Here is a 26,984-nt window from a genome sequence, read left to right as displayed (position 1 = left end):
GGAGCTTCGTGCGCATGGAAATCCTCTCCGCCCCCTGGTGGTCCGCCCTGCTGGCCATCGTCCTCATCGACCTCGTGCTGGCCGGCGACAACGCCATCGTCATCGCGCTGGCCGCCCGCGCGCTGCCCGCGCACCGGCAGAAAAAGGCGATCGTCTGGGGCACGCTCGGCGCGATCGTGGTGCGTTCGGTCATGACCGTGGGCGTGGTCTGGCTGCTGAAGATCCCCGGCGTGATGCTGGTGGGCGGCCTGGGCCTGCTCTGGATCGGGTACCGCTTGCTCGCCCAGGAGGGCGGCGAGGAGGCGCACGGCGCCGGAGCCACCACTTTCTGGGGGGCCATGCGCACCATCGTCATCGCCGACGCGCTCATGGGCATCGACAACGTGCTGGGCGTGGCCGGCGCAGCGCACGGCGCCATCGACCTGGTGATCCTGGGCCTGGTGATCAGCGTGCCGATCGTGGTGTTCGGCAGCACCCTGGTGCTGAAGCTGGTGGAGCGCTTCCCCGTCATCATCCAGTTGGGGGCCGCGGTGCTGGCCTTCACGGCGGCGAAGATGATCGTGGACGAGCCGCTGCTGGATGCGGTATTCGACCCATATGCAAGCGTGCGCTGGAGCACGTATGCTGTATGCATCGCCGGCGTGCTTGGCGCCGGTTGGCTGGCCAGCCGCGGCGCGCGGGGCCCCGGGGCCCATTAGCAATCGAGCGGCAGGAGGCTGCATGGACAAGGTGATTGTTTATCTTGACGACCCCGCATATGCCAGACAGCAGATGCCGCCGGTCGAAGCCCCCACCCACTGGGTGCTGGTCGCCTGCGCGCCGCGCATGACGCATCGCATCAGCAAGTGGGTGAGCCATTCGGCGCGCGAGAACTGGCGCGCCAAGTGGGCCGACAAGCTGTTCGCGCAGGTGATTCCGCCGCTGCGCGCGCGCGGCGACGCCGTCACTCCCGTGCTGGCGCGCGGGCCGCTGCCGGAGCTCACGCGCTCCCTGATGGCCGAACACGGCACCGCCCGCGTGGTGGACGTCCGCCGGCCCAAGTCCTCCGACGGGGGCGACTTCGGGCGCTGGTCGCCCGGTGCGCTGCTCGGGCTGGGCGCGCTGCTGATCCTGTCTCTGGACTGACGATGCGCGCGCGGCGCGGTGCTATGCTCCGCGCCCATGCTGAAGCTCGTTGTGAAGTGGCTGCTCAGTGCCTCGGCGCTGTTGTTCGTGGCCTATATCTACGACGGGGTGGAGATCAAGACTTTCGGCGCGGCGATGGCCGCCGCCGTGGTGATCGGCCTGCTGAACGCCGTGATGCGCCCCGTGCTGGTGGTGCTGACGCTGCCGGTGACGGTGCTCACGCTGGGCCTGTTCCTGTTCGTGATCAACGCGCTGGTGTTCTGGGCGGCCGCTGGTCTGCTCTCCGGCTTCACGGTGCACGACTTTGGCGCGGCCCTGGTCGGATCGCTGCTCTACACGGCGCTGGGCGTGGTGATCGAATCAGCGCTCGAGCGCCTGTTCCTTAAGAAGTGAGTCGACCTGCCGGGCCCGGGTATCGATGATCGACGCCTCGATGTGATCGTTGCCGTCCTGCCCCTTGCGCACCATGTCCTGCGCCGCCTTGAACCGATCGAGCGCGGCCGCGTAATCGAGCTGGGCCACCCGTGCTTCGGCCTCGGCGCGGACCGCGCGCAAGGCTTGCCCCTGCGCCGTATACGCACTCGAGAGCAGCAGCCACGCGAGCGCGTCGCGCGGCTGCGTGGCCACCCACGTCTGCAGGCGCTGCGCCGCCTCCGCGGCATGGCCGGACTGCACCTGCGCCTGCAGCGCGAGCAGCAGTTCGGGCCGTGACTTGCTGTCCGCGTCGACCAGCCGCAGCACGCGCGCGGTGTCGCCCTGGTCCAGTGCGATCTCGGCGGCCAGCAGGCGCGCGAGCCGCTGGCCGGCGGCATCACCCGCCACGACCGCATCGAGCCGCTGCAGCAGGCGCGCCGCGGCGGGGCCGTCGTGCATGCGCGCGGAGGCCAGGGCCGCTCCATAGAGCACCTGGGCCTGGCGGACCCGCGGTTGCGAACTCAGGGCAGCCGCATCGGCCTCGCCGACGATCGCGCGCTGCGCATCCACCCCGGGATTGGAGAACACGCGGGCGCGCCCGGCGATCATCGCGTGTTGCAGCGTGGGCTGCACCGGCGTCTGCGGCGCCAGCTGCTGGCGCGACTGCATCTCCGCCGCGCGCTCCGTGGTCATGGGGTGCGTGCGCAGGTAGGGATAGGCGCCGTTGTCGTTCAGGCGCGAGGCCTGCTGCAGCTTATCGAACATCGTGACGAAACCCTGCGGCTGGAAGCCGGCGGCGGTCATCACGCCGAGGCCGATGCGGTCGGCCTCGCGCTCCATGTCACGCGAGAAATTGAGCTGCTGCTGCATGGCCAGCGCGGGACCGCCGGTCATGAGCGCGGCGCCAGCCTGCGGGTTCTTGGTGGCCGCCAGCGCACCCAGGAGCATGGCGGCGATCATCAGCGGCGTCTGCTGCTTTTCCTGGGCCATCAGGCGGGCGATGTGGCGCTGCGTGACGTGGCTCAGCTCGTGGGCGAGCACGGAGGCCAGTTCATCGTCGTTGGCGGTGACGCTCACCAGCCCGAGCTGCAGGCCCAGCCAGCCGCCCGGCAAGGCAAAGGCATTGACGGTGCGGTCCTTGCCCATGAGCACCGTCCAGGCAAAGCGCTCGTCGAGTTCGGACGTGAGCTCGCCGCGCGCGCGCGCCGCGTTGAGCAGGCGCTGCCAGATGCCCTGCACGTATTCGACCAGCACCGGGTCGTCGATGTAGTCGGGGTCGCGGTACAGCTCGCGCGCCACGCGCTCGCCGAGCTTGCGCTCGGCGCCGCTGGTCATGTCGCTGTTGTCGCCGAGCGTGGGCAGTTGCGCGTAGCTGGGCGCGGTGCCGGCGAGGATCAGCACCGCGGTCAAGACCCCGGCGAACACGCGCGAAGGGCTCAGCCGCAAGAGGGCTCCCGCACGCCAGCGGCCGTATGATCCTCGATCGATCCAGAAGGTTGTTGCATGAGCGGACTCACCCATTTCGACGCGCAGGGCCAGGCGCATATGGTCGACGTCGCAGCCAAGCCGGCTACGCACCGCGTCGCGGTGGCGCGCGGCAGGATCGAAATGTTAGCGGCTACCCTTGCCATCATCCAGAGCGGGAGCGTAAAGAAAGGCGACGTGCTGGGGATTGCGCGCATTGCCGGCATCCAGGCGGCCAAGAAGACCAGCGACCTCATCCCGCTGTGCCATCCGCTGGCGCTCACCCGCGTCGCGGTCGATTTCGAGCTGGAGCCCGGACCTGATCATGGCGCCGTGGTGTGCAGCGCGACCGTCGAAACCGTCGGCCCCACGGGCGTCGAGATGGAAGCACTGACCGCCGTCAACATCGCCCTGCTCACCATCTACGACATGTGCAAGGCGGTGGACCGCGGCATGATGATCGCCGAGGTGAAGCTGTTCGAGAAGCATGGGGGGAAGTCGGGGAGCTACGTGCGCGAAGGCTAGCTAGGGCGCGCGCGGCAACGGAAGCCGCACGGCTCCGCGCCACGTTTCGTAGTCGCGCGGAAAGGCGGCGCGAAAGCGCGCCAGGTCCAGCACCGCGGCATCGCTGCGTCCGAGCAGGGTTTCGCTCTCGATCAGGCGCTCGATCACGCGCGGCTCGGGCGAGTAATGCAGCGAACCTTCGGCGAGGAAATACACGCGCGGCGCAGTCGCCTGCGTGACCTCCTGCAGGGTGAGATCCGCAAACCCCGCCTGCCCGGAGAAGAGCCACGAGCGCCGCACATGCGACAGCGTGTCGTCACGCCAGGCGGCGCGTCGCTGCTCCGGCACCAGGTAGATCTGGCTCACGCGGGCGTAGTCCCACGCGGCATAGGCGGTGACCGCCAGCAGGATCCCGAGAGTCGTGAACCATGCAGTGTTTCGACGGTCGGGTACAGGTCCCGCGCGCGGCAGCAGCCAGCCACAGGCAACCCCGAACACCAGCTGGAACGGCCCGTACCAGAGTGGATATTCCAGCAGGCTGTGCAGCGCGATGATCGCCAGCAGCGCCCAGGCGAGCTGCCGCAGCGGCGACTGCTCCGCCCACGGGCGCAGCTTGCACGCGCCGTAGAGCGCGATTGCGCAGATTGCCAGCGCCACCGGCACGCCCAATTCCACGGCGAGATGCAAGGGCAGGTTGTGGGCGTTGTCCAGGATGTCGCAAAACCGGGCGCCGGGATACAGCGTTTCGAAGTGCGCGAAATCCAGTTCGCCCCAGCCCCAGCCGGCCAGCGGCCGCTGCGCGATCAGGTGCAGCACGTTGCTCCAGAGGACCGTGCGGCTGCTGCAGGAAGCGCCGCCGCTGATCCGGCCCCACAGCGTGCGTTCCGGCGCCACGCCGGTGGCAAGTTCCAGCAATGAAGGAAGTGCCCAGGAGGCAAGCAGGTACGCGGCGGCGCCGATCGCGCACAGGAGCAGGCGCCGTCGGCGATCGGGCCCGCGCCACCATGCGGCAAGCAGCGCGAGCACGATCGCCTGCACGGCACCCGTGCGCGACACCGAAGCCGCACTGGCCGCCGCGAGCAGCACCATCAGCACCACGCTCAGCGACAGCCGCAGACGCAGGCCGCCCCACAGGAGCACCGCGATGCCCAGCGAGCAGAGACTGGCAAAGAGGTTCGGCTGCCGCAGGTTGCCGTAGGCCTCGCCGAGTTGCGCGGCGTTGAACCAGGGATGCATGGCCTCGGCGAAGCCGAAGTACTGCAGCAGTGCGATGACCGCACTCAGGGCCGCAGCGGTGAGCCAGGCCCATTGCAGCGCGCGGGCGAGCGAGCCGCATCCTTCATCCGCAGGCACCGCGGAAGCGATCGCGACCAGCAGCAGACCGCCGGCGAGCATCGCCACCTCGGGGCGCGCTCCGGTGACCATCGCCGCCCACGCCGCCGCCACTGCCGTCAGAAGCAACAGGCCTGGTGAAGGCCGCCCGCCACGCGCAACCGCCACCATGCCCAAACCGATGCCGCAGGCGGCGCTCACGAGCCACGGGCCTACCGAGGCCGAGGGGCCGGGGGCGAAGGGATTGAGCCACGGCAGGAAAGCCAGGACGGCGGCCAATGCCGTCTGGGCCGTCAAGCGCTGTGCGGGCGCCAGCGTCGCCAGGAGCCGCGGGGCGTCAATTGCGCTCGTGGAAGTGCTCTTCATGCAGATTCATCGATCGGATTATCTGCTTCCCGGCAGCAACGCTCTGCACGCGAACTTTGGAGTGATAGCGGCGGTGGTCACCCGCAGGCGGGGAAGATTGCCAGTCGCAACGCTCACCACGATTGCGACCGTTTTCGTGCAACGCTGCACGGTTCTCGAGTCGGCTTGCAATATCGATGTGGCAGCATGGAATCCAGCGGGGCACAGAATTTTCGACCAGGACAAGAACATGGATAGCGAGGGGATGCCGGTGCGTCAGCGGCAGGCTTGGTCGACTGCATTCGGCATCGTACTTGTCGCAGGCGTGATCCTGCTGGGGTGCGTCGCCGGGTTCGATGACTTCTTCTTCATCGATGACGCGCAGAACGAGTGCTTGCCCTTTTTCCGCGAAATGGGCCGGCTCTGGCTGTCCGGCGACCTGCCTCTCCTGACGACCCATACCTGGCTCGGGGGCAACATGTTCCTGGACATGGTCCTGTCGCCGTTCTCTCCGCAGACGATCGTGGCCAGCCTGCTCGCGGCCACGAGCGAAGGAAGGACCCTTCCGGTGCTGGCATTCGCGGGAACGAACTTCGTGCTCGTCGTCTTTTCCGGCTGGTGGCTGGGACGCATCTACGGGCTGGGCCGACGCTGGTCCCTCCTGCTCGGATTCCTGCTCGCCACGCAACCGATGTTCCTGTACGTCTTTGCAGCATCGTGGTGGAACAGCGCATCCGCCTACGCCTGGTTCCTGTTCGCCTTCGCCGCGCTGCTGCATCTGCGCCGCAGCCTCGCGCCCGGGGCGTTCGCGCTCGCCGCCGCCGGCGGGTGCGCTCTCTTTGCCTCGGCGATGACGCAGCTCCACCTGGCGTATGCGCTGTTGTGCGTGATCGTTGCGGTGGCCGACTTCCGGGCGCATCGCTCGCTGCGGCGCATCGCGCTGCTTGCGCTCGCACCTGCCAGTGCATTCCTGGTCGCGGCCGTTCCTCTCATGGCCGAATACGTCATGAGCTCGGGCTGGGTGATGCGCAGCTCCGGCTGGCACAACAATGGAGGCGAGCAGGTTTCGCACTGGGGTCTGCTGCTGAACACGTTCAACCCGTTCTATGGGAGCTACACGACCTGGTTCGGCCACCAGCAGCACCTGCCATCGCTGGGATATTCGACCGCGCTCCTGTTCTTCGCACTGGCCTTCTTCCGCTGGAAGCCACCGGCAACCCCGGAACAGAAGGTTCTGTTGGCCTTTGGATTCGCCGCATTCCTCCTGTGCTTCCTGCCAAGCCAGACCGGGCCGATGCGCTACCCGATCCGCTTCCTGCCGGCGCTGGCGGTCCCGCTCTCGGTTTATGCGCTGCAACGCGTGGCACACGGCACCGCGCGCATCGACCAGCGAACGATCAAGCGGGCCGCGGCGTTCATCGCCACCGTCACCCTCCTGACCTATTTTTCGGCCGAAAGCGGCCTCTTCTATTTCGATGCCCTCATGCGGCTGGCGATGGTGCCCGTGCTGTTCGGGGGCGGGGCGCTGGTACTGGTGCACCTGCTGCGGCAACCGACGCCCCGCGACCCGCGCGTCTCCTGGGCCATGTTGATCTCCGCTTTCGCCTGGGTCGTAGGCCTGGCCCTCACACCGAGCCTCGGCGGCAGCAAGTGGCCTTACGCGATACTGCCCGACACCGACGCCATCCGTCCGACGGGCCGGCCAGGCTATGTCCTGGGGCTGTGCGACCGGGGCTCTGCCTGGGGCAGGCCGGAACAACTGGGCGAGTTGATCAGCGGACGGTACCTGCTGTACGGGCAGCCCGCCATCAACGGGTACTCACCAGTGGGCCACAAGGGTTTCGCGCACCACTTTCCGTACGGGGGCGATGCGCATGGGCTGTTTCAGCCGCGGGCGACGCTGGTCGACATGGCGCGTCCGGCACCAGGCTTGCCGGGAATCCATGTGCACCAGCTGTTCGAGATCTCCGACATCTTTGCTTGCGACCGCGACCTGGATGCTCCGCTGGTGCAGCAGATGGCCGCCGCCGGACTCCAGCCGGCGGAGGCCGGGCTGAGGGACGGGCGCGTGAGGATTCGCGCCGTGAACCAGCTGGCCAGCATCGGCAGCCTGCTCCGATTGCCGGATGCGGACGGCGTGGTGGCCGCCGCCGCCGCAGCTGCGAGGCGCGAGGCCTTCGAGGTGCCCGGGCGCGCGGAAGCACGCCACCTGCACTTCTCGCGACTGTACTGGCCAGGGTATTCGGCCACCCTTGCGGGCCAGCCGCTGCCCGTCCGGCCCTATCTCGGTGCCGTCGTCGAAGTTGAAGTGCCGCCGGGCGGCAGCGGGCGGCTGGACCTGCACTACGAGCCCGTGAGCTGGCGGTGGACGCGCTGGTCGCTCCTCGTCGGGCTGCTGGTGATCGGGGGCACGATGGCGGGGCTGGCGGTGGGCAGGAGGCGGCGCGCCTAGGGCTTGCGCTGCGCGGGCTACGCCGTGCCGTGCTCGAACGGAGCCCTGCACGATCGAACCGGACCCGTCACGGACGAACGACGCTCTCGATCACGTTGGCGTAGTGTTCGACGCAGCGCCGCCACGACCACTGCTCGGAGGCGAAACGGGCTACCTCATGCCGGCGTGCAGCCAGGTCGCTCGCCAGGGCGCCATCCAGCAAATCCAGCCAGCGTTGCAGCGTCCGCGGGTCGTCGGCGTCTACCCGATCCGAGAAGACCATCTCTCGCACGCCCTCCAGCGCCCGCGCCGTTTCCGAGGCGACGGCCGCCGGCAGGCCACAGGCCATGGCCTCCTGCACGACGAGGGGAAAACCTTCGCCCGTACTCGGAAGCACCAGCAGGTCGGCGGCCCGGTACCAGTCGGGCAACTGCTCCTGCGAAATTCGGCCGACGACACGCACTTGCGGCAGCCCCCAGCGGCCGGGGTCCAGCGGTCCGGAGCCGACGAAGATGAACTGCCATTCCGGGCGTTGCCGCGCCAGCGCCTCGAGCAGCCGCAGGCCTTTCTTTTCCACGAAGCGGCCGACGAACAGCAGCGCGGGGCGGCTCCCGGAGATCCCGAGCCTGGCCCGGGTGCGCTCACGCTCACCCTGGACCGCGGGATGGAAACGAGCCGGATCGAACCCGTTTGGAATCAACAGTTGCCTGGACGCATTCGCGGGCCGACCGGCGCAAAAATAATCCTTCACCACCGCGCTGACGAACACCACCCGCGCCGCGCAAAGCTGGGCGAACCGCGCGGCCAAGGCGTTGCCGGCCCGTACGACGGTGCGCAGGGCGCGGCTGCGATAGGGGACCTCGCCGACATGCTGCACCAGCAGCAGCGGCTTGCCAAGAATTCGCGCGGACCCGGCAGCCCACAGGTTGGCCAGGTACAGCGATTCGTGCATCAGCACGACATCGCAGGCACGGATTGCGCGCCAGAGCTGTCGCATGGCGCCCGGCGTCCACAGCGGAACCGGAACGCCGGTGCGCTTTTCGATCGCATTGTTGGCACGCATCGGAATGCATAGCACACCGTCGTCGGTGGCAGCGGCGTCCGTGTCGGATGCGGCCCAGGTCACCTCGAAGCCGCGGGCTGCGAGCCCCGAGGCGAGCTGCCCCGCCACCATTTCCACGCCGCCGCCATGCGATGCGTAATACGGACTGACTACCAGCAATCGAAGATGGGGCGGGCTCTGCTGCATGGGCTCGGACGCGTCAGGACGACGCGAAGCCTCCGGCGATAATCCGGAGAATGAGAGTCGTGGTGCTGTTATCCACCTGGCAAGGCGAACGCTTCATCGAGGAGCAGCTTCGTTCGATCCTCGGCTCCTTGCCTGCGGATGGCCGGATCATTGTACGGGACGACGGATCCACCGACGGCGTGGTCGCTCGCATCGAATCGCTCGGCGAATCGCGCGTGACCGTGCTGCGCGGCGAGAACATCGGCTTCGCTCGCAGCTTCTTCACGCTGCTCCATGCCGCGCCCGACGACGCCGACCTGGTGATGTTCAGCGACCAGGATGACGTCTGGCTGCCAGACAAGATCGGGCGCGCCATGGCGGCGCTCGCGCCGCTGCGCGACGAACCTGCCTTGTACTGCTCGCGCCTGCGCCTCGTCGACGAACACCTGCATCCGCTGGGTCTCTCGCCCGCGTGGCCGCGGCCGCCGTCGTTCCGCAATGCACTGGTGGAGAACATCGCATTCGGCTGCACGTGCGCGCTCAATCGCGCCGGCCTGTTGCTCGCAAGGCGCAACGGCGACGAGCGCCTGCTGCAGTTTCATGACTGGTGGCTCTACCTGGTCATCTCCGCCTTCGGCCGGGTCGTGGCAGATCCCGAGCCCACCATTCTCTATCGGCAGCACACCGCGAATTCCGTCGGCGCCCGGCTTGGGTGGCGGCGCTACACGCACGCGATCCGCTTCCTCGGAAGGAAGAACTGGGTGCATGCGATGTTCGCGCAGATCGACAACTTTCGTCGTGTGCATGGCGACAGGCTGGAACCCGAAGATCGCCGCCTGCTGGACCGCTACTTCGACCCGCGTCGGCCGTCCGCCGTCGCACGCCTCCTGCTGATGCCCGTGCGCTTCCGCCAGCGGCTGCCGGACGAGGTGTTGCTGCGCCTCTTGCTGCTCGCGAACCTGCTCTCCGGTCGACGCTTGCTGCCCGACGCCGCATCGGAATCTCCGCGCACCTGAGTCACGTCAGCAAGCAGGTCGTGCAGTAGCCGCTTCTTGCAACCGACTATGCAGTGACGGTCGCCGTCAGCGTGATGAACTCTCGTTTGCGAGGATCGTCGCGTCCAACGCGCTCGTCGGGATCGCTCCCCCTGAACAGGGCTCGTGCCAGACCGGGAGCGCGAGTGCCTTCGCGGCTGGCGTTCGCCATCCACTGCCACTCTCCTCGCCAAGGCGCAAACCGGACCTGGTCGAAGCCGGCTTCTTCGAGCAGTGCACGCAGGACCTCGGGCGTGAAGATCTGGAGATGCCGAGGCGGCTCCAGTCCCCGCCAGCGGGCGCCAAAGCACTGGTGACCGTGCGCCGCAATGTTCGGCGTCTCGATCCAGAAGTGCCCCCCCGGCTGCAAGAGCTGCCGCGCGGTCCGCAGGACGGCGCGCGGGTCGTAGACGTGTTCGATGACGTGGCCGATCGTGATCGCCTCGAACTTCCGACCGGAGGCAAGCAATTCCTCCAGCGGCCCCTCATGGACCTCGAAACCTTTCGCGCGCGCCCGAGTAGCAGCGTCGGGGTCGACCTCGGTGCCCATACCCTTCCAGCCGGCGAATCGTGCCCAGGCCAGGAAGCGACCGCTGCCGCAGCCGATATCCAGGACGGTGTCGCCCGGATGCGGACGCGCCACACCTCTCATCGCGCCATCGAGCTCGCTTCGTGCGTCGGGAAACAGCCGCATGACCAGCGCGAGACTGTCGCTCGGCCGCGCAACCACGCGCCCGAAATGGCGCCGGAGGTAGGCACGCAGCACCGCCAGCTGCAAAGACTGGATCCAGGTCGTGCCCGGTTGCTGGGGGTCGCCGAGCGGATCGTCCGCATGGGTGAAGTACCGCGCGTACGCCCTGTGGATCTCCTTGGCGTTCGGCCGGGGATCGAGATAGGCGATTCCACATTGCCCGCAGGCATGCAGGCGCCATTCCCCGGGTGTGCCGAACAAGCGGTCGGTCAAGCCCTCATGCAGGCACGACCTCGCCGTGGCGGCGCACAGGGGGCAGGCGCCCAGGCGCTCGATGGAACCCGCGGGCCAGCCGTCGATGGTGCACTCGTCGCGCATGTGAGGCCGTCTACAGGATCAGGCGCTGGTGCCGCGGCGAACCAGCGAAGCCAACCCAGCGTCCTTGGGCCACGGCAGAAGCCGCTTGCCCCATATCAGCAGAAACACGAGTGGAACGGCGAGCGTGAGCGCCCTCGAGGCGACCGACCCCACCTGAGTGAGGCCGGCCAGTATGAGACTCAAGGCGAGTGTTACCACCAGGGTCCGCCACAGGCGCGTCCGTGCCTGCGCACCGACGGTGGATGCCGCCATGCCGCAGAACAGGATGGCGTCGGCCGCAGTCCGCAAGCTCCAGGCCAAAGCCACGCCCACGAGACCGAAATGGACCGCTGACCACCAGAGCAGCAGCAGGTACACCGGGAGCTGGGCAAGGTGCGCGACGGCGATCGCCTTGGTGCGCCCCAAGCTCTGGACCTGGAGAACGAAAACTTGCGAAACACAGTTGATCAGCGCGCCCCCGCAGAGGATCTGCAGGGCGGCCGTACTCTCCGAGGAGGCGACCGCCGGTAGCCAGCGCCCCAGCAGCTCGGGGGCCGTCGCTGCGAGCAAGGCTGCGGGCAGAAAGCAAAGGAGCGCCACACCCGAGGCCAAGCGAGAAAACAGCTGCTCGCTTTCGGCGACATCGCGGACCCGGGCGCCGATCAGCAGCGGAAAGAAGATCTGCACCACGAGCGCGGGGGGCAGCAAGAGCTTGCTGGCCAGCTCGTAGGTTGCCACGTAGCCGGCTACCTGACTGGGCGAGGTGGCCGCAGCCAGATAAAACCGGTCCATGTACACCATGACCGGTCCGACCATGCTCGAGACCGTCGTCCATCCTCCGAAGCGAAGCAGGGTCAGCAAATCCAGCCGGAAGGATCCGCCCGGTGCCGGGCGCCACAGAGCCGGAAGCACCCTCGCGCACTGCCGTGCCTGAATCGCGGCGACGCCGACGCGAATGGCCAGCAACAGTTCGGCAGCGACCACGAGGTCGGCACCGCATACCGCCGCAAGCGCAGGTGCAATCGCAATCAGCACGCCGAACGGAACGCGCGTGCGATTCAGAGGGCCGAAGGCTTCATGGGCGATCAGGACGCCGGAGAAGACCGCTGCCACGAACACCAGCGGAAGCGAAGCGGCAAGCATCCTCAGGCAGTCCGTCGCTTCGGCCAGGTGAGCGAAGTCGGACCCAAGGATCACGGTGCACAACCACCTGGCCGACAGCGAGAACGCCGTCGCCGCGAGCGCGCCGGTGACCAACGCCGCGATCGTGGCAGACCGGACCGTCGCTCGCACCCGGGCGGCGTCGGCTGCCTCGTGGATCATGTGCGCCACGCGGTAGCTCACCGCCGTGCCGAGCCCGAGATCCAGCAAACTGATGTAGGCAAACACCCCGAGCAAAAGCGAAAGCACGCCGAAGCGGGCGGCCCCGAGACCCTGCACCGTGACCGGCAGCGCCAACAGCGAGGCGATCACCGGTAATGCCATTCCAAGCGAGCTGAGGAGCAGATTGCGACCTACGGCCTGGCGCTTGCCGGGCAGCGGCAAGCTCGCCGCATCGCGCGACTGCTGGTCCCGCAGGGTGATGGTCATGCGCGCAAGGGCTGAGGCCACGTTGGCAGTCTAGCCAACGACCCGCAGGTCTTTCCCGGCCGCTCGCCAGCAAAGCTGCACTGCGCCGGCGAACAGCGCCGCAGCCGCAGCCTGCATGCCCAGCACGACCAGGGTCACCGCCGGGATCGCTGCCCGCATCTCGGCGCGCGGATCCAGCGGGCCGAAACCCGCCCCTCCCCACTGCTGCACCAGCATGGCCGACCAGACCACTCCGGAGACGAGCAGGCAGGCAGCGACGACCAAGCCGAGCTCGATCGACAGCACCCGCTCCGCCCACGGCAGCCAGGACGGTCGCGGAACGATGCCCGCGACCACCCCGATCCATTTGGTCAGCAAGGCCAGCTGCACCATCTGCACTCCCACGATGGTGGCGCCCGCCATGTAGAGCAGCGAATGGATGTCCAGCCCCACAGATGCAAAGACCACCGGCGCCCGCTGCAGCGTGACGAAACCGGTCAGTCCGATCGCGGCCAGCGCCAGTCCCGGATAGAGGAACAGCCAGCGCGGGCAGAACAGCAGCAGGAAACGCAGATGGCGCCAGCCATCGCGCCAGGTGCGCAGATGGGGGGGCCGCCCACGGCCGTCCGGTCGGAGCGTCGTCGGAACCTCAGTGATCCGCAGCTTCGCGAGCGCCGCTTTCGCAACCATCTCGCTAGCGAACTCCATGCCGGGGCTGACCAGGCCGAGATCGGCAACGGCGCCGCGGTCGAAGCCGCGCATGCCGCAATGGAAATCGCCGATCGGCGTGCGGAAGAACAGGCGGCCGATGAAGCTCAGAACCGGATTGCCCAGATAGCGGTGCAGGAGCGGCATGGCACCGGCGGCAATCCCGCCTCGGAAGCGATTGCCCATGACCAGCTGCGCGCCGCGGCGCAGGGCGTCGACGAAGCCCTGCAGTGCCGAGAAATCGTAGCTGTCATCCGCGTCGCCCATGATCACGTAGCGACCGCGCGCGGCAGCAATGCCCCCTTTGAGCGCGGCACCATAACCACGCTCCGCCACCGGCACGACGCGAGCACCCGCGGCTTCGGCGAGAGCCTGTGAGCCGTCGGTCGAGCCGTTGTCGGCGATCAGGACTTCGCCCTCGATCCCGGCGCGCACGAGAAATCCACGGGCTGCATCGACGCAGCGCTGGACGGTATTTGCCTCATTGAGGCAGGGCATCAGGATGGTCAGTTCCACGGCACCAGATCCAGAAGTGAAGAGTTGGGGCGCTTCAGCGCGCGCCTGCCGCGCGGACGGACATCGCGCGGAGCTTTTCGGCCAGCATGCCCTCCGGCAAGCGCCACAACGAACCGCGGCGATCCCGCTCTAGGCGCACTGCGCCGGGAAATTGCCGCGCCATCAGGGCATTGTCTTCCGCCTCGCCCCGGCTCACCAGATGGAGCCGGCCCGTTCGGTCCGATGCGTTCTGCACGAGGTCGCCTCGGTAGCGTCCGGTGTCCTCGGCGACAAAGACGACCCACTCTCCGGTTGCCGGCGGAGACAGTCGCCAGGAAAGTGTCTCCGCGATCGTCTGGTGGGTTTGCCACATGAAGACGGGGGTCGCGAGAAGGCCGGCCGCGATCATCGTGGCGCCCCACTTACGCGATGCATCTCGCGCCGTGGCCAACCAGATGCCCGCCGCGACGGGCAGCGCTGCCCATGCGGTGTGGATATACCGGTAGCCCCACCCGTGCCCCTGGTCGAAGCGGACGAACAGGAAGAACAGGAACGTCGTCGCGAAAGCGGCGAGCAGCAATCGTTCGGCGATGCCCTTGCTGCGCGGAATGAACAGCACGAACAGCAGGCCGGGGCAGCCCCAGATCCAGACCTTCCAGGTGGCGTACCACCGCGCCAGGACCATGTCGTCCGTGGGCACCATCAGGACGCTGCCGAAGAAATACGAGACGACATCCAGAAGACCGTGGTGGGCGGCTGGTGCGCCGGTACGAGCCACGGCGGCTTCCACTCCCGACAGGTAAGACACCCATCCGAGCAGCAGGATGGCCGCCGGCGGCACGTACCCGGCCAGTGCGGCTGCGAGCCAGGGCCAGCGCTGGCGATCCCAGGCCAGCCACACCAGCGCCGGCGCCGCCATGAGGGCGTGCGGCACCGGGTTGTGCATTGCCAGGGCCAGTCCGCCCACCAGGCCGGCGGCAAATGCGCTTTTCGCACTCGGCCTGAGCAGCAGCCAGAGAAACAGGAGGTTCAACGCCAGCTCGCCCGGCATTGCGTAGAGCGAGATGGCGTTGACCGTGAACTGCGGGGAGGCCAGTGCCGCCAGCATCGCCCACCCGCCCGCCACACGCTGTCCCGTGGCCTCGGAGGCCAGCTTGTAGATCATCGCCAGCGCGAGGGCTCCGAACGCCGGATTCAGGCACCAGCCGAGGTCCAGCCAGACGAATGGCGCCAGCATCAGGGCGAGGCCGGGCCAGTACTTGGAAGCTGCTTCACCGGTCGAATGATTGACGCCAATGAAGTACCCCTGGAACTCCTTCGGCACGATCGCGTCCAGCAATTGCGGCGGATAGTGCGCGGCCAGATGGCCCTGTGCGAATGCATGGGCCTGCATCCACGGCGCGTATTCGTCCATCGACAGCGGATGCGCCATGTAGACGAAACGCGAGCACGCGGCCAGCGTGACGAAGGCGGCGGCTATGGTGGCGCCCGGATGCTCGCCGACCCAGGTCGCGAGGCCGATCACGGCCTGCTGCACCTTCGGCAGCGCCAGCGCCACGACCAGCGCCACCAGCATCGCGAGCGAGCCGGCGTAGTCGTTGAAAAAGAACAGCCGCTCGAAGATCAGATAAGCCTCGCGCGGCGCCTGCCCCGAGCGCGAGAGCGATGTCAGCAGCGGCGCCACGCAGCACAGGGCGACCGTGCCTGCCACCAGCACTTGCGTGATGGTTTCGGGCTTCGGCGATGCTGCCGAGAGCCGACCGGTGGGTCTGGCCACGAGCACGCGTCGTCCTCAGGCAGCGACCGGCGCGGCCCCGCTCGACGCGGGCTGGTTCGCCTTTTCGGCCTGCTCGTGATACTCGTCGTCGATGTTCACCGCCCAGATCGCCGAGCGCTGGTCCTTGCCGGTGAGGATGCTCTGCGCCGCCAGGCGGGCCGACAGCATCGAGTGATCTTGGTTGTTGTACCGGTGCATGCCGTTGCGACCCACGAGGTACAGGTTGGACAGGCCGCCCAGCCAATCCTTGACCGTGTCGAAACGCTCGTACGCGGAGCCGAAGTAGCCCGGATAGGCCTTGGGCATGCGGATGACGGTGGCGTCCAGCGCATCGGCCTCGTCGGCGAGCTTGAGTTCGCGCATTTCGCGGATCGCCAGCGCCTTGAGCTGCTCGTCGCTCATCGCCCACAGCGAGTCGTCGTCGCGCGCGAAGAACTCCAGGCCGATCCACACGGTGTCCGGGTCGGCCACCATGTACGGGCTCCAGTTGTTGAAGATCTGCAGGCGGCCCACCTTGACGCCCGAGTCCTGGATGTAGATCCAGTTGTCGGGAACCATGTTGGTCTTGGCCTGCAGCGTGGCCGACGCCGTCTTGCGCAGCTTGCGATACAGCAGGCCCACGGTGATGAAGTCGCGATACTGCAAGCCGCTGCCGACTTCCATGACCTCCGGCGTCGGCGCCGGGCGCATGGCCTGCACCAGCTCGCGCACGGGCATCGTCGAAACCACGTGGCCGGCGTCGAAGACCTGCTCCTGGCCATCGGCGTGGCGGGCGCGCACGCGCGTGACACGGTTGCCATCGCGCTCGACGGCCGCCACCGTGGCATCGCGGACGATGCGTCCACCGGAGCGCTCGAAGCGCTCGGCCACCGTTTCCCACATCTGGCCGGGACCGTACTTCGGGTACAGGAAGTTCTCGATCAGCGAAGTCTGTTCCGCGGCCGCGCCACCGGTGATCGCCTTGCGCATCGCATGCAGCAGGGCCTTGCTGATGGACAGGCTCTTCACGCGCTGTGCGCCCCACTCGGCGCTGATCTCGTTGCAGGGCACGCCCCACACCTTCTCGGTGTATTCCTTGAAGAAGGTGAGATAGAGCTGGCGGCCGAAGCGGTTGATGAAGAAGTCTTCCAGCGAGCGCTCGGGCGTGATCGGCCGCACGGCCGAATACGCGTAGCTGCTGCCCAGGGTCATGCACTTCATCGGGCCCAACTTCAGGGCCATCTCGAGATTGGGCTTGAGCGGGTAGTCGAAGAACTTGCCGCCCCAGTAGATGCGCGAGAGGCGGTTGCGCACCATCATCACGGATTCGTCGCTCTCGCTCGCCTGGATCTCGTTGGCGCCGAGCAGACGCTGCGACCCCTGGTAGGCGAGGCGGAATTCGCGCTCGGCACCGGCGCCGGGAGGCAGTGCGACCGGCAGGATGTCGCGCCACCAGTTCATCACCCAGTCGGACTTGGAGAAGAAGCGATGGCCGCCGATGTCGATCCGGTTGCCCTTGTAGTTGACCGTCTTGGAGAGGCCGCCGATGTCCTGCGTCGCCTCGAGGATGGTCACGCCGGTGCGACCGGCGCGGACCAGTTCCAGGCCCGCGGTGAGGCCGGCCGGACCAGCGCCGATGATGATGGTGTCTTGGCTCATGCTGCCGCGCCCTTGGTGAAGAGCAGCGCCTTGCGGGCGCCGAAGTTGAAACAGAAGACGAAGCCCGCGCTGGCGAGCTTCGCGTAGCCGGCGTTCCAGTGCGCGTGCCCGACCAGCAGCCAGAGCAGCAACTCGGTCAACAGAAGGCCGGCGACACCGATGGCCGCGAATACAAGCAACTCGGCGCGCTCGTCGCGCAGCCGGCGCTCGCCGAAGACGAAGCGGACACTGAGGCTGTAGGCGATCCACAAGCCGGAGATGAAGCCAATGGCCGCCGCGATCGGATAAGGCACGTCGAGGCGCAGCCCCAGGGCATACAGGCCGCCATCGGCACCCAGCGCCACGGCACTGCAGCCGAAGTATCGGAGGAACTCCCAGACGAGTCGACCGGGTGTGATCGACGCGGGTGCCGCAACCGCCGGATCAGCGAATTTGTTGACAGTCATGGAGGTAGAAGGTCTCGTGGGAGTTACGGGAGGCATCGAACGTCCACTGCGCGACGACCCCACGGGCGAGCGGGTGGGACACGATGACGAAGTCGGGGCCGCCCGCGGCCTGGCACGCCTGCTCCACCGCCGGCATGGTCGGCCAGCAGTCTTCGTGCACGGATCCGGGTTGCAGGCCGGACATGAGGTCGCAGACATCGCGCTGCAACTGAATGGCGCCGACGATGCGCCCGCGCCGCAGGAACTCCTCAGTGGTGTCGCGGCTGAACAGCAATCCGCCACTCTGCAGGCTCGAGAAATAGCTGCGGCGGTGGAGCAAGGCCCACACGGCGGGAGTCTCGTCCCACCAGAGGACCTCTGCCTGCGCAGGAATCAGCTTGGCGAAGGGGTGCTCGTCGCGCACATGCGTTTCGATGTAGCGAATCCAGCTCGGCCTCTGGTCCCAGTGCATGACACCGAACACCGTGCCGGCGACGACGAGCGCCAGGACTCCAGCCGCCGGCAACCCGCCGCGGCGATGAAGGTTCAGGAAAAACAGGGCCAGAGGAATCGAAAGAGCCGGCATCGTCGCGACCAGCAGCAGGATGTACGACGTATCGGGCGCGCCGCGCGCAGCGAATAGCTGCTGCGCGGTAATGCGAAGGATCAGGGCGACGATCGTGACGAGTGCCGCCACGGTCACCCCGCGAGCGACCTGCAGCAGGCGCGGAGAGATGGCAGGCCGGGTGTACAGCAGGCAGACCGCAAAGGCTGCCCACGCCACCAAGCCGGGCTCGGCGGCATACCGGACGTTGGTGGCGACGGCGGCCGCCGCCCCCGCGAGCACCGCGGTCTGCGCCAGGACATCGCCGGCACGCCAGGTGCGCCACAGAAGGATGACCAGCAGGGGCAGTGCCAGCAGATGGCTGATCCAGTGCACACGCCATAGCTGCAATTGCGTGATCAGCACGTTGTGCATCCAGTCCGCACCCACCGCTGAAGTGGCCAGCAGGGCGCCGGTGACGACCGCCGCGACCCGCAGCAGAGTCCCCATCGAGGGGAAGACGCGCGCTGCGACCCAGAGAATCCCACAGTCGAACAGCACCGCAACCCAGTCGACAAAGGGCCACCTGACGACGAACACCATCCCGTTGGACTGCCCGATGGCCTTCCACCACTCGGCATCGTAGGTATGGAGCAAGGTGGCAAAGGGGGGAACCCCCGCGGCCGCCAATGCAAAGGCGACGGGCGCCGCCGCGAGAGCGGCCAGCCAACGGCGGTCGCGCACGACCAGCATGCCCCAGGCGACCACCACGGCAGGGAGGCCGATCAAGGGGTGGAACAGCATCGCGGCGAGCAGTGCGAGCCCGGCTCGAACCAGCTGCTTGCGGTCCACCGCGAACAGCGCATACAGCGCGAACGGCTCCGCGAAGCTGCGTCCCGTGATGAAGCGCTCGGAGAAAGAAAGAATGCTCCAGCCGCCATAGTTGTGCGACATGACGCACAGGGCAGCCATGCCCAGGAGTCGCTGGAGCGGGTCCACTCCGGCGCGGCGCAGGAAGTCGAACACGAGCAGGAGGACCGCGATCTGCGTTGCGGCGATCAGCAGCATCTGCCCCTGCGCTACGCCGATCTCGCCATAGAACACTGCGAGGAAGCGCGAAACGATGCTGTAGGTGTCCTGCGAACCGAACTTGAAAAAGAGGTCCTGCGAGAGGATCTCCGGATACCAGTGCAGAAGCATCTGGCCCAGATACAGCTCGCCATCGTGGCGCAAGCCGATGTAGGGGCGGGCCAGCAACCACAGTGCCGCCACCAGGCACACCGCGAAGACGGCGAAGGAGCGCCGGGTGTCCGTCACAGGCGACACGTGCGCCAGCGGGTGGGAGGCGGAGGGGGATTGCATGGAAACCGTGAATAAGTCGGGACGGGGGGAGATGAAGAACGGGGGCCACAGGCCCCCGTTCTTGACTACGCTAGTGCGCGCGGTCTATCAGCGGCAGGAGCCGGGCATCAGCTTGGTCGGCGTGCCGGTGCACTTCCACTCGGTGATCTGGTTGTCGTTGACGATGGTAGGTTGCAGGATGACCTGCGGCTCGCCACTCGAGTCGATGCCGCGACCCGTGACAGTGACGATGCCGGTGATGGGAGCAACCGTCAGGCCGGACACGTACTTGGTGGACGTGAACGAGCTTGCGCAGCTGTCGAGGGCACCCGCCGACGCACCAGCCGATTGCACGATTTCCGTCACGCAGGTACGGGCCGAGCTGGCAGCCAGCACGACTTCCGAAGTCTTGGCGCGCTTCGTGTAGTCCTGGTATGCGGGCAGGGCGACGGCAGCCAGGATACCGATGATCGCGACCACGATCATCAGTTCGATGAGGGTGAAGCCCTGTTGCATTTGACGTTTCATTGGATAACTCCTCGGGGTTGATGAAAGATGCGAAGGATGAGGTGCAATCGCTGTGCCAAGGTTTCTTTGTGAACTTCCTGGCTATTACCGACGTCGGACCGCGTTCTTTTCTGACAGAACCCGGCGGGCGCCGACAAATTTGTCGGAGCTCCCGGATCCAGGTCACGCTTGACAGCCCGTCTGCCTCGATCAGCGGCAGGAGCCCGGCATCAGCTTGGTCGGCGTGCCGGTGCACTTCCACTCGGTGATCTGGTTGTCGTTGACGATCGTGGGCTGCAGGACGACCTGCGGTTCGCCGCTCGAGTCGATGCCGCGACCGGTCACGGTGATGATGCCGGTGCCGTTGGCGACCGTCAGGCCGGACACGTACTTGGTGGAGGTGAACGAACTGGCGCAGCTGTTCAGGCTACCCGCCGAGGCCCCTGCCGACTGCACGATCTCCGTCACACAGGTACGGGCCGAGCTGGCAGCCAGCACGATTTCCGAGGTCTTGGCGCGCTTGGTGTAGTCCTGATACGCAGGCAATGCCACGGCGGCCAGGATGCCGATGATCGCGACCACGATCATCAGTTCGATCAGGGTGAAGCCCTGCTGCAATTGACGTTTCATTGGGGATAACTCCTGCGGTTGTTGAAAGATGCAAACGATCTGTTGCAACCGCCGTGCCGTACCGATTGTGTGAAATTGTTGGCTATCGAGGCGCGGCCGTTAGGTCTTTTGTGACACTAATCGGCCGAAACCGACACTTTCGTCGGATTACCTGATGCAGACCGACCGAACTTGCTTCAGGTCGGTCAGGCCCATGAGGACCTTCTCCATCCCGTCCATCTTCAGCGTGCGCATGCCGCCGGCCACCGCGGCGACAAAGACTTCGGCCACGCGGGCGCGCTCCTGCACGAGTCGCTTGATGTGGTCGTCGGCGATCAGCAGTTCGTGCAGGCCGACGCGGCCCTTGTAGCCGGTGTTGTTGCACTTGGCGCAGCCCACGCCGCGGTAGAGGCGGATGTCCCCGTCGTGGCCGTGGTTCTCGGCCCAGTGCTCATAGAGCTTCTGCGCCTCGCCGCCGGGGTCGGCCTTCCAGGCTTCCGTCTGCTTCAGGTCCAGGGCGTATTCGGCGATGAAGCTGCGCAGTTCCTCGTGCGAGGGGGCGTAGTGCTGCTTGCAATCGCACAGGCGCTTGGCCAGGCGCTGCGCCAGGATGCCAAGCAGCGCATCGGCGAAGTTGAAGGGGTCCATGCCCATGTCCAGCAGGCGGGTGATGGACTCCGGGGCCGAGTTGGTGTGCAGCGTGGAGAACACCAGGTGGCCGGTGAGCGAGGCCTCGATGCCCATGCCCACTGTCTCCTTGTCGCGCGATTCACCGACCATGATGATGTCCGGGTCCGCGCGCAGGAAGGCGCGCATGACCATGGCGAAATCGATGCCCGCCTTCTTGTTCACCTGCACCTGGCGCAGCCCGCGCTGCGTGATCTCCACCGGATCCTCCGCCGTCCAGATCTTGGTTTCGGGGGTGTTGAGGAACTTGAGGATCGAGTGCAGCGTGGTCGTCTTGCCCGAGCCGGTCGGGCCGCACACGTAGAACAGTCCGTACGGCTTGCTCACCGTGCGCTCGAGGTTTTCGCGGTTGTGTTCGGTGAGCCCGAGCTTGGTGAGCGGAATGGGCTCGCCGGCGGACAGGATCCGCATCACGATGTCCTCGACGCCGCCCGCCGAGGGAATGGTGGCCACGCGCAGCTCGATGTCGAGCGGACCGAACTTCTTGAACTTGATCTTGCCGTCCTGCGGCTTGCGCTTCTCGGAGATGTCGAGATCGCACATGATTTTCAGCCGCGTGACCAGCGCCTGGCGGAAGTGCGCGGGCACTTCGACATAGGCCATCAGCGAACCGTCGATGCGAAAGCGGATGCCGGTCTTGGCCTTGCCGGGGAGCGGCTCGATGTGGATGTCCGACGCGCGCTGGTGGTAGGCGTCGATGATGATCTTGTTGACGAACTTGACCAGCTCGTTGTCGGCTGCCGCGGATTCGGGCGTGCTCTCTTCGCCAGCTCCGTCATCCAGCGGCGCGTTGAGGTCGGCCAGCATGGCCTCGACCGACTGCTCCGACTCCTCCTGCCCCCATAGCTGGTTGAGCGTCTGGTTGAAGTCGGTCTGCGTCGTCACGCACCACGCGAACCGGGAGATGCGCGGGAACACCTGCGGCACGATGCGCGAATTGCGCACGGCCTCGGGATCGAGGCACATCACGACCAGGCCCTCGGGCGTTTCCTCCAGCGGGATCCAGCCCTGCTCCATCACGAACTCGGGCTTGAGCACCCCCTGCAGCGCATCGACCCGGATGCGCCCCGGGTTCGATGCCTCGTAAGGCACGGCGAAGAACTTGGCGAGCGAGGGGCCGATCTGCGAAGGCCGCAACGAGAAGTCCTCGATCAGGACTTCTTCCACCGGCCGCGCCTCTTCGCGCGCGCGCTGCACCGCGCCCTGCAGTTCTTCCTGCGTGAGCACGCCGTCGGCGATCAGGCCGTCGTACTTGGTGGCCTTGCGGCGCGCGCCCTCCTGCTCGCGCTGCACGCGCTGGTGGATGGCGGTGGCGAGCGTCTTGCAAAGCTGCTGCGCGCCCTCGACCTCGAGCTCCCCGAAGGGGATGTCGCTCTTGTTGTTGATGATCTGCAGCACGCCGTGCAGCACCGGTCCGTCGAGGATCGGCGCCACCAGCATCTGCTTGGTGCGGTAGCCCGAGCGCTTGTCGACCTCCTTCAGGAAGGTGAGGCTCGGGTGGATCTGCTTGAGCGCCTCGTCGTCGTAGACGTCCGCGATGTTCACCAGCTCCTTGGCGAGCGCCACGTAGCCCGCGATGCTTTGCGGGCTGACCGGCAGCTTGAGGTCGCGGCTGGTGTTGAGGCCCGTCTTCACCTTCGAGACGATCGCCGTGCGGTCCTCGTTGACGGCGTACAGCGTCAGGCGATCCGCGTTGAACAGCTTGCAGATGTCCTGGCTTGCCTCGAGCATGATCTCGTCGATGTGCTCGGTGGCGTGCACCCGCGTGGTCACCGCCTGCAGCTGGCGGAAGAACAGCGCCTCGAACGAGATGCCGCGCTTTTCCGGCGGCAATTGCTGCGAGCTGAGGAACTCCTGTTCGGAGTCCCTGCGAAGCACCGCGCTCACTCGGCACCTCCGTGCTGCGCACGGCGGTATTCGCCCTTGGGGCGGCCCGGCGGGCTCATAACTCGAATTCCTGCCCTGCGCGCAGCCAGCGGATGTCGTGGCTCACGTTCAATCCGGCCGGCTGCGCCTGGTCGAAGCACTGGATCTCGGTCATGATCAGCTCGGTCTCGGCCGGCTTGGTGTGGGTGATGAAGATCGGGAACTGCCGGCCCTTCTCGATGCAATCGAGTTCCTCGGCCAGCGCGTGCGGCGACAGGTGCAGGCTGCGCTTGGCGAGGTCGCGTTCACGGTTGCTGAAGGCTGTCTCGATCACCAGCGCCGCCACCTTCATCTGGTTGATGCGATGCCAGAACGCGGGATTGCGCTCGGTGTCGCCCGTGAAGACCCAGGAGCCGCGCTCCGTGGCCACCGCATAGCCGCAGGCCGGCACGGTGTGCACCGCGGGCAGCACCTCGATGTGCTTGCCATCGAGCTCCAGCGTCTGGCCGACCTGGATCTCGTGGAAGCTCACGAACGGCGCCTGCGGCGAAGGGATGCGACTGAAGTCCGGCCAGATCACGTTGTTGAAGACGTGCGTCTTGAGCGCGGCGATGGTGCCCGGCAAGGCATACACGCGGATCGGCGCGGTGAGCTGCGAGGCGACCGCATCGACCATCAGCGGCAAGGCCGCAATGTGGTCGAGATGCGAGTGCGTCAGCAGCACGTGGCGCACGGCCCGCATTTCCTGCAGCGAGAGGTCGCCCACGCCGGTGCCGGCGTCGACCAGCACGTCCCCGTCGATCAGGAAGGACGTGGTCCGGCAGTCCTTCGCGATCGCGCCGGAACAGCCCAGCACCCGCACCCTCATGGAAGCGCCCCTATCTATTTCGTCTCGAAATTGGTCGCGCCATCCCACGACGGGTCGAAGGGTAGCAACCTCATCGAGGCTACACGTTCGGAGTACAGCTCGTAAAGGTATTTTTTGACGCCAAGCCGCTGCAGATTGAGCAGTTGCAGCTCGCACTGGTCCCAGTCCTGCGCCCGGTACGCCTTGAGGAAAAAGCCCCACGCGCGCAGTTCTTCCGCTGTCTGCCTGTCCAGTGCGGCGGCGGTCGCGACCGGGTAGAAGATGCCGACCGCCTGCTCCTTGCCCTTGACGCGCACGCGATCCAGTTCCTGCCAGGCGAACTCGGCGGATTGCCGGCGCGCCGCTTCGCTGACGATGATGTCGACGCCATACACCTTCGACAGGCCCTCGAGGCGCGAGCCCAGGTTCACCGCGTCGCCGATCACCGTATAGCTGCGGCGGATGTCCGAGCCCATGTCGCCCACGCACATGGTGCCGGTGTTGATGCCGATGCCCACGCCGATCTCGGGCAGCCCGCGGGCAGCGTGTTCGGCATTGATCTCGTGCACCGCACGCGACATCGCCACCGCCGATTTCACCGCCAGCTGCGCGTGTTGCGGCGTGTCGACCGGCGCACCCCAGAAGGCCATCACGCAATCGCCCATGTACTTGTCGATGGTGCCGCGGTTGGCGCGAATGATGTCGGTGAGGCGGCTGAACACCGCATTGAGCAGTTCCTGCAGCTGCGTCGGCTCCATGCGCTCGGACATCTTGGTGAAGCCGCGCATGTCGCAGAACATCACCGTCAGCTCCTTGCTGGCCGCCTTCATGCTGTAGCTGTCCGGGTCCTTCACCATCTCGTCGACCAGCTCGGGCGGGACGTAGGTGCCGAACAGGTTGGCCAGTTCGCGCTTGCTGCGGCTTTCCACGAAGTAGCCGTAACTCATGTTCAGCGCGAACGCGGTGCCCACCATCGCCAGCGCCGAAGCCACCGGCATCACCAGCCCCTGCGCCATGAACAGGTAGTAGTTCAGCGCCACCAGCAGCGCGGCGACGCCGACGCTCACCAGCACCGCCACGGTCGCCGAGAACAGCGGCAGCACGAAGGCGAGCGTCAGCCCCGCGATCAGCAGCAGCACGACCTCATAGCCGACGGCGTAGTCCGGCTTCACGAACAGCCGGTTTTCCAGCAGGCCGGAGATCACGTTGGCGTGCGTCTCCACCCCCGGATAGGTCTCGCCAACGGGCGTGACCCGCAGGTCCAGCAGGCCGGGCGCGGTAGTGCCCACGAGCACGATCTTGTCGCGCAAGGTGCCTTCGGGCAGCCGCTTGAGCAGCAGGTCGGAGGCGGATACGTAGCGGAAGGAGCCGCCGCGCGCGCCGCCGGGCCCGCGGAACGGCACCAGCGCCGCCACGCGCGCATCCACCGGCACCGCGATCTGGTGCTGCCCCTGTTTGAGCAGGATGCTTTCCAGCCCCGAGTAGTTGCGCCCCGCCGCGCCCTCGCGCGGAAAGCCCGGCGCCACCGCCGGTTCGCCCATGAGCATGCGAAACATGGCCAGCGAGAGCGACTCGTAGTAGCTGCCCTTGTACTCGGCCAGCAGCGGAATCGAGCGCACGACGCCATCGCCATCGGTGATCGAATTGAAGAAGCCCGCCATGGGCGCGGCACGCGCGATCTGCGGGATGTTGGCGCCGTAGCCGTTCCAGCTGGTGAAGGCGATCGGGCGGCCCTGCAGGCTCTCGCGCGTCATCACCGGCGCCGGCAGCACGCCGCTGGTGCGGCCCTCGCGATCGCTGGTGAGGTAGTAGCCCAGGACCACCGGCCGCTTGTCGAGGGAGCGCGCGAAGGTGGCGTCGTAATCGAGCGTGGCCTGCAGCTGCGTCAGCCGCTCCTGGAAACCGGCACTGCCCTTGAGCTCGCCTTGCGCCATCTCGCGCAGGCGCTTGAGCCCCGAGCTGTCGTCCGGCTCGGCGAACACCACGTCGAAGCCGGCCAGCGCCACCTTCTGGCGCTCGAACAGTTCATCGACCATCACCGCCAGCTTGTTGCGCGCCCACGGCCAGCGCCCGACTTCGGAGAGGCTTTTCTCGTCGATGTCGACGATCACCACCCGCGGGTCCTGCGTGTTCGGCATGGTCGCGCGCAGGCGCGCGTCGTAGATGATCGCGTCCAGCCGCTGCAGCACGCCGATCGGCAAGACCCCGACGGCATGCAGCAACGCGAACAGCAGCGGGACCAGGGTGATCGCGATGCGCGACCAGTGCCTGGCAAGCAAACCCATGGCCCCGGGCCGCGCGGGCTCAGCCCGCCTGCAGGAACTGCATCTGCGTGCCGGCCAGCTCCAGCATGTCGCCGTTCTTCAGCGTCACCGGCTCGGGCCCGATCGCGGTGCCGTTGAGCGTGGGCTTGTTGGAGCCTTCGACATGTGCCACCACGAAGCCATGCGCGCGCTTCGTGATCGCCGCCACGGCGACGCCGGGCTTGCCGATGGTGGTGACCACCTTCACCAGCGGCACCTCGCGGCCGGCCGCGGCGCCCGACAGCACCTTGATGCTGGCAGTCGCCGGCTCGAGGGGCTTGGCGAACGTGCCAGCAGCGTTAGGGCCAGGCGCGGATGGCGTGGCAGCGCCGGTAGCGGCCGCGGCACCGGTTGCCGGCTTGGGGATCGGCGGCACCATGCCGGGCTTGAAGATCATGGTCTTCTCGAAGTTCGCACCCGGCGCTTCGTTGATGAACTTGATCTTGTACTTGCCGATCTCGACGGTATCGTTGTTCTGCAACAACTGCTTCTTCACGGCCTTGCCGTTGACATAGGTCCCGTTGGTGCTGTTCAGGTCTTCCAGGAAGACCTCGTCGTCCGTCAATTGCAGCACCGCGTGTTCGCCCGACACCGCCAGGTTGTCGATGACGATGTCGTTGTACGGCCGGCGACCCAGCGTCGTCCGGTCCTTGGTCAGCTGAACTTCCTTGATGACGACACCGTCGATCGAAACGATCATTTTCGGCATGGTCGACTCCTGTTGATCAATCTCTTGAAATACT

At 67.0% G+C, this 26,984-nt stretch carries 22 protein-coding genes; 6 read left to right on the top strand and 16 right to left on the bottom strand.

Annotation, left to right across the window (positions count from 1 at the left end):
- The first annotated feature begins 14 nt into the window (after nt 1-14).
- From JWP60_RS08020 to JWP60_RS08010, 3 genes are read left to right on the top strand one after another with little or no spacing between them, the layout of a single operon-like run.
- Nucleotides 15-698 carry a TerC family protein gene (locus JWP60_RS08020; protein WP_299788883.1) on the top strand — a complete coding sequence of 228 codons (684 nt, stop codon included), beginning with the start codon at nt 15-17 and terminating at the stop codon, nt 696-698.
- Nucleotides 699-720: 22 nt separating this feature from the next.
- Complete coding sequence (locus tag JWP60_RS08015) at nt 721-1,125, top strand: hypothetical protein (RefSeq protein ID WP_299788881.1); 405 nt, start codon at nt 721-723, stop codon at nt 1,123-1,125.
- 39 nt (nt 1,126-1,164) lie between these two features.
- A complete protein-coding gene (locus JWP60_RS08010) occupies nt 1,165-1,518 on the top strand; it encodes a phage holin family protein (RefSeq protein ID WP_299788941.1) in 354 nt (117 codons plus the stop codon).
- Here the strand turns inward: JWP60_RS08010 and JWP60_RS08005 are convergent.
- Nucleotides 1,486-2,874: a M48 family metalloprotease gene (locus tag JWP60_RS08005; protein WP_299788938.1), complete on the bottom strand. Its 1,389-nt coding sequence runs from the start codon at nt 2,872-2,874 to the stop codon at nt 1,486-1,488. The genes JWP60_RS08010 and JWP60_RS08005 overlap by 33 nt on opposite strands.
- 168 nt (nt 2,875-3,042) lie before the next feature.
- Here JWP60_RS08005 and moaC point away from each other — a divergent pair, with 168 nt between their 5' ends.
- On the top strand, nt 3,043-3,528 hold the full coding sequence (gene moaC, locus JWP60_RS08000; protein ID WP_299788879.1) for a cyclic pyranopterin monophosphate synthase MoaC: 486 nt from the start codon (nt 3,043-3,045) through the stop codon (nt 3,526-3,528).
- On the opposite strand, the gene JWP60_RS07995 is transcribed toward moaC, so the two are convergent.
- Entirely contained in the window at nt 3,529-5,205 is a 1,677-nt protein-coding gene (locus JWP60_RS07995; RefSeq protein WP_299788877.1) for a Wzy polymerase domain-containing protein, read from the bottom strand.
- Here JWP60_RS07995 and JWP60_RS07990 point away from each other — a divergent pair.
- Nucleotides 5,189-7,636 carry a hypothetical protein gene (locus JWP60_RS07990; protein ID WP_299788875.1) on the top strand — a complete coding sequence of 816 codons (2,448 nt, stop codon included), beginning with the start codon at nt 5,189-5,191 and terminating at the stop codon, nt 7,634-7,636. The two genes, JWP60_RS07995 and JWP60_RS07990, sit on opposite strands and share 17 nt — an antisense overlap.
- A 67-nt stretch (nt 7,637-7,703) precedes the next feature.
- On the opposite strand, the gene JWP60_RS07985 is transcribed toward JWP60_RS07990, so the two are convergent.
- A complete protein-coding gene (locus JWP60_RS07985) occupies nt 7,704-8,837 on the bottom strand; it encodes a glycosyltransferase family 4 protein (protein WP_299788873.1) in 1,134 nt (377 codons plus the stop codon).
- A gap of 77 nt (nt 8,838-8,914) precedes the next feature.
- On the opposite strand from JWP60_RS07985, the gene JWP60_RS07980 reads away from it, so the two are divergent.
- Nucleotides 8,915-9,859 carry a glycosyltransferase family 2 protein gene (locus JWP60_RS07980; protein ID WP_299788871.1) on the top strand — a complete coding sequence of 315 codons (945 nt, stop codon included), beginning with the start codon at nt 8,915-8,917 and terminating at the stop codon, nt 9,857-9,859.
- A 46-nt stretch (nt 9,860-9,905) separates the two neighbouring features.
- Here JWP60_RS07980 and JWP60_RS07975 read toward each other — a convergent pair whose 3' ends face one another.
- The 13 genes from JWP60_RS07975 to JWP60_RS07915 form a co-directional block, all read right to left on the bottom strand.
- Nucleotides 9,906-10,946 (bottom strand): class I SAM-dependent methyltransferase, encoded by a 1,041-nt coding sequence (locus tag JWP60_RS07975; protein WP_299788869.1) that lies wholly within the window; start codon nt 10,944-10,946, stop codon nt 9,906-9,908.
- A gap of 18 nt (nt 10,947-10,964) precedes the next feature.
- On the bottom strand, nt 10,965-12,515 hold the full coding sequence (locus JWP60_RS07970; protein WP_299788867.1) for an oligosaccharide flippase family protein: 1,551 nt from the start codon (nt 12,513-12,515) through the stop codon (nt 10,965-10,967).
- A 30-nt stretch (nt 12,516-12,545) separates the two neighbouring features.
- Nucleotides 12,546-13,718 carry a glycosyltransferase family 2 protein gene (locus JWP60_RS07965; protein ID WP_299788865.1) on the bottom strand — a complete coding sequence of 391 codons (1,173 nt, stop codon included), beginning with the start codon at nt 13,716-13,718 and terminating at the stop codon, nt 12,546-12,548.
- A gap of 34 nt (nt 13,719-13,752) precedes the next feature.
- Entirely contained in the window at nt 13,753-15,474 is a 1,722-nt protein-coding gene (locus tag JWP60_RS07960; protein ID WP_299788863.1) for a hypothetical protein, read from the bottom strand.
- Nucleotides 15,475-15,489: 15 nt separating this feature from the next.
- Nucleotides 15,490-17,112 (bottom strand): NAD(P)/FAD-dependent oxidoreductase, encoded by a 1,623-nt coding sequence (locus JWP60_RS07955; protein WP_299788861.1) that lies wholly within the window; start codon nt 17,110-17,112, stop codon nt 15,490-15,492.
- Nucleotides 17,109-17,558, bottom strand: a complete 450-nt coding sequence (locus JWP60_RS07950) for a GtrA family protein (protein WP_299788846.1) — start codon at nt 17,556-17,558, stop codon at nt 17,109-17,111. Before JWP60_RS07950 ends, JWP60_RS07955 begins: the two co-directional genes overlap by 4 nt.
- Nucleotides 17,536-19,443, bottom strand: a complete 1,908-nt coding sequence (locus JWP60_RS07945) for a hypothetical protein (protein ID WP_299788844.1) — start codon at nt 19,441-19,443, stop codon at nt 17,536-17,538. The genes JWP60_RS07950 and JWP60_RS07945 overlap by 23 nt, the downstream gene beginning before the upstream one ends.
- Before the next feature lie 87 nt (nt 19,444-19,530).
- On the bottom strand, nt 19,531-19,950 hold the full coding sequence (locus tag JWP60_RS07940; RefSeq protein WP_299788842.1) for a prepilin-type N-terminal cleavage/methylation domain-containing protein: 420 nt from the start codon (nt 19,948-19,950) through the stop codon (nt 19,531-19,533).
- A 189-nt stretch (nt 19,951-20,139) separates the two neighbouring features.
- Nucleotides 20,140-20,559: a prepilin-type N-terminal cleavage/methylation domain-containing protein gene (locus tag JWP60_RS07935; protein WP_299788840.1), complete on the bottom strand. Its 420-nt coding sequence runs from the start codon at nt 20,557-20,559 to the stop codon at nt 20,140-20,142.
- Between the two features lie 147 nt (nt 20,560-20,706).
- The gene (locus JWP60_RS07930; RefSeq protein ID WP_299788838.1) at nt 20,707-23,112 is read right to left on the bottom strand and encodes a GspE/PulE family protein; all 2,406 of its coding nucleotides are present in this window, start codon (nt 23,110-23,112) and stop codon (nt 20,707-20,709) included.
- 55 nt (nt 23,113-23,167) lie between these two features.
- Nucleotides 23,168-23,959, bottom strand: a complete 792-nt coding sequence (locus JWP60_RS07925; RefSeq protein WP_299788836.1) for a 3',5'-cyclic-nucleotide phosphodiesterase — start codon at nt 23,957-23,959, stop codon at nt 23,168-23,170.
- A 14-nt stretch (nt 23,960-23,973) separates the two neighbouring features.
- Complete coding sequence (locus tag JWP60_RS07920; protein ID WP_299788834.1) at nt 23,974-26,223, bottom strand: adenylate/guanylate cyclase domain-containing protein; 2,250 nt, start codon at nt 26,221-26,223, stop codon at nt 23,974-23,976.
- A 19-nt stretch (nt 26,224-26,242) separates the two neighbouring features.
- Nucleotides 26,243-26,950 carry an FHA domain-containing protein gene (locus JWP60_RS07915; RefSeq protein WP_299788832.1) on the bottom strand — a complete coding sequence of 236 codons (708 nt, stop codon included), beginning with the start codon at nt 26,948-26,950 and terminating at the stop codon, nt 26,243-26,245.
- Between the last annotated feature and the right edge of the window lie 34 nt (nt 26,951-26,984).

Origin of the sequence: Ramlibacter sp. (assembly GCF_028291745.1) — a bacterium.
In the GTDB taxonomy this organism is placed as follows: domain Bacteria; phylum Pseudomonadota; class Gammaproteobacteria; order Burkholderiales; family Burkholderiaceae_C; genus Ramlibacter.
This window is presented reverse-complemented; position numbering and strand designations above follow the sequence as displayed.

Coding starts and splice junctions, on each gene's coding strand:
- JWP60_RS07970 (WP_299788867.1), bottom strand. CDS start 12,515: ATGACCATCACCCTGCGGGACCAGCAGTCGCGCGATGCGGCGAGCTTG.
- JWP60_RS07945 (WP_299788844.1), bottom strand. CDS start 19,443: ATGCAATCCCCCTCCGCCTCCCACCCGCTGGCGCACGTGTCGCCTGTG.
- JWP60_RS08015 (WP_299788881.1), top strand. CDS start 721: ATGGACAAGGTGATTGTTTATCTTGACGACCCCGCATATGCCAGACAG.
- JWP60_RS07915 (WP_299788832.1), bottom strand. CDS start 26,950: ATGCCGAAAATGATCGTTTCGATCGACGGTGTCGTCATCAAGGAAGTT.
- JWP60_RS08020 (WP_299788883.1), top strand. CDS start 15: ATGGAAATCCTCTCCGCCCCCTGGTGGTCCGCCCTGCTGGCCATCGTC.
- JWP60_RS07950 (WP_299788846.1), bottom strand. CDS start 17,558: ATGACTGTCAACAAATTCGCTGATCCGGCGGTTGCGGCACCCGCGTCG.
- JWP60_RS07975 (WP_299788869.1), bottom strand. CDS start 10,946: ATGCGCGACGAGTGCACCATCGACGGCTGGCCCGCGGGTTCCATCGAG.
- JWP60_RS07925 (WP_299788836.1), bottom strand. CDS start 23,959: ATGAGGGTGCGGGTGCTGGGCTGTTCCGGCGCGATCGCGAAGGACTGC.
- JWP60_RS07955 (WP_299788861.1), bottom strand. CDS start 17,112: ATGAGCCAAGACACCATCATCATCGGCGCTGGTCCGGCCGGCCTCACC.
- JWP60_RS07920 (WP_299788834.1), bottom strand. CDS start 26,223: ATGGGTTTGCTTGCCAGGCACTGGTCGCGCATCGCGATCACCCTGGTC.
- JWP60_RS07995 (WP_299788877.1), bottom strand. CDS start 5,205: ATGAAGAGCACTTCCACGAGCGCAATTGACGCCCCGCGGCTCCTGGCG.
- JWP60_RS07935 (WP_299788840.1), bottom strand. CDS start 20,559: ATGAAACGTCAATTGCAGCAGGGCTTCACCCTGATCGAACTGATGATC.
- moaC (WP_299788879.1), top strand. CDS start 3,043: ATGAGCGGACTCACCCATTTCGACGCGCAGGGCCAGGCGCATATGGTC.
- JWP60_RS08005 (WP_299788938.1), bottom strand. CDS start 2,874: ATGACCAGCGGCGCCGAGCGCAAGCTCGGCGAGCGCGTGGCGCGCGAG.
- JWP60_RS07940 (WP_299788842.1), bottom strand. CDS start 19,950: ATGAAACGTCAAATGCAACAGGGCTTCACCCTCATCGAACTGATGATC.
- JWP60_RS07980 (WP_299788871.1), top strand. CDS start 8,915: ATGAGAGTCGTGGTGCTGTTATCCACCTGGCAAGGCGAACGCTTCATC.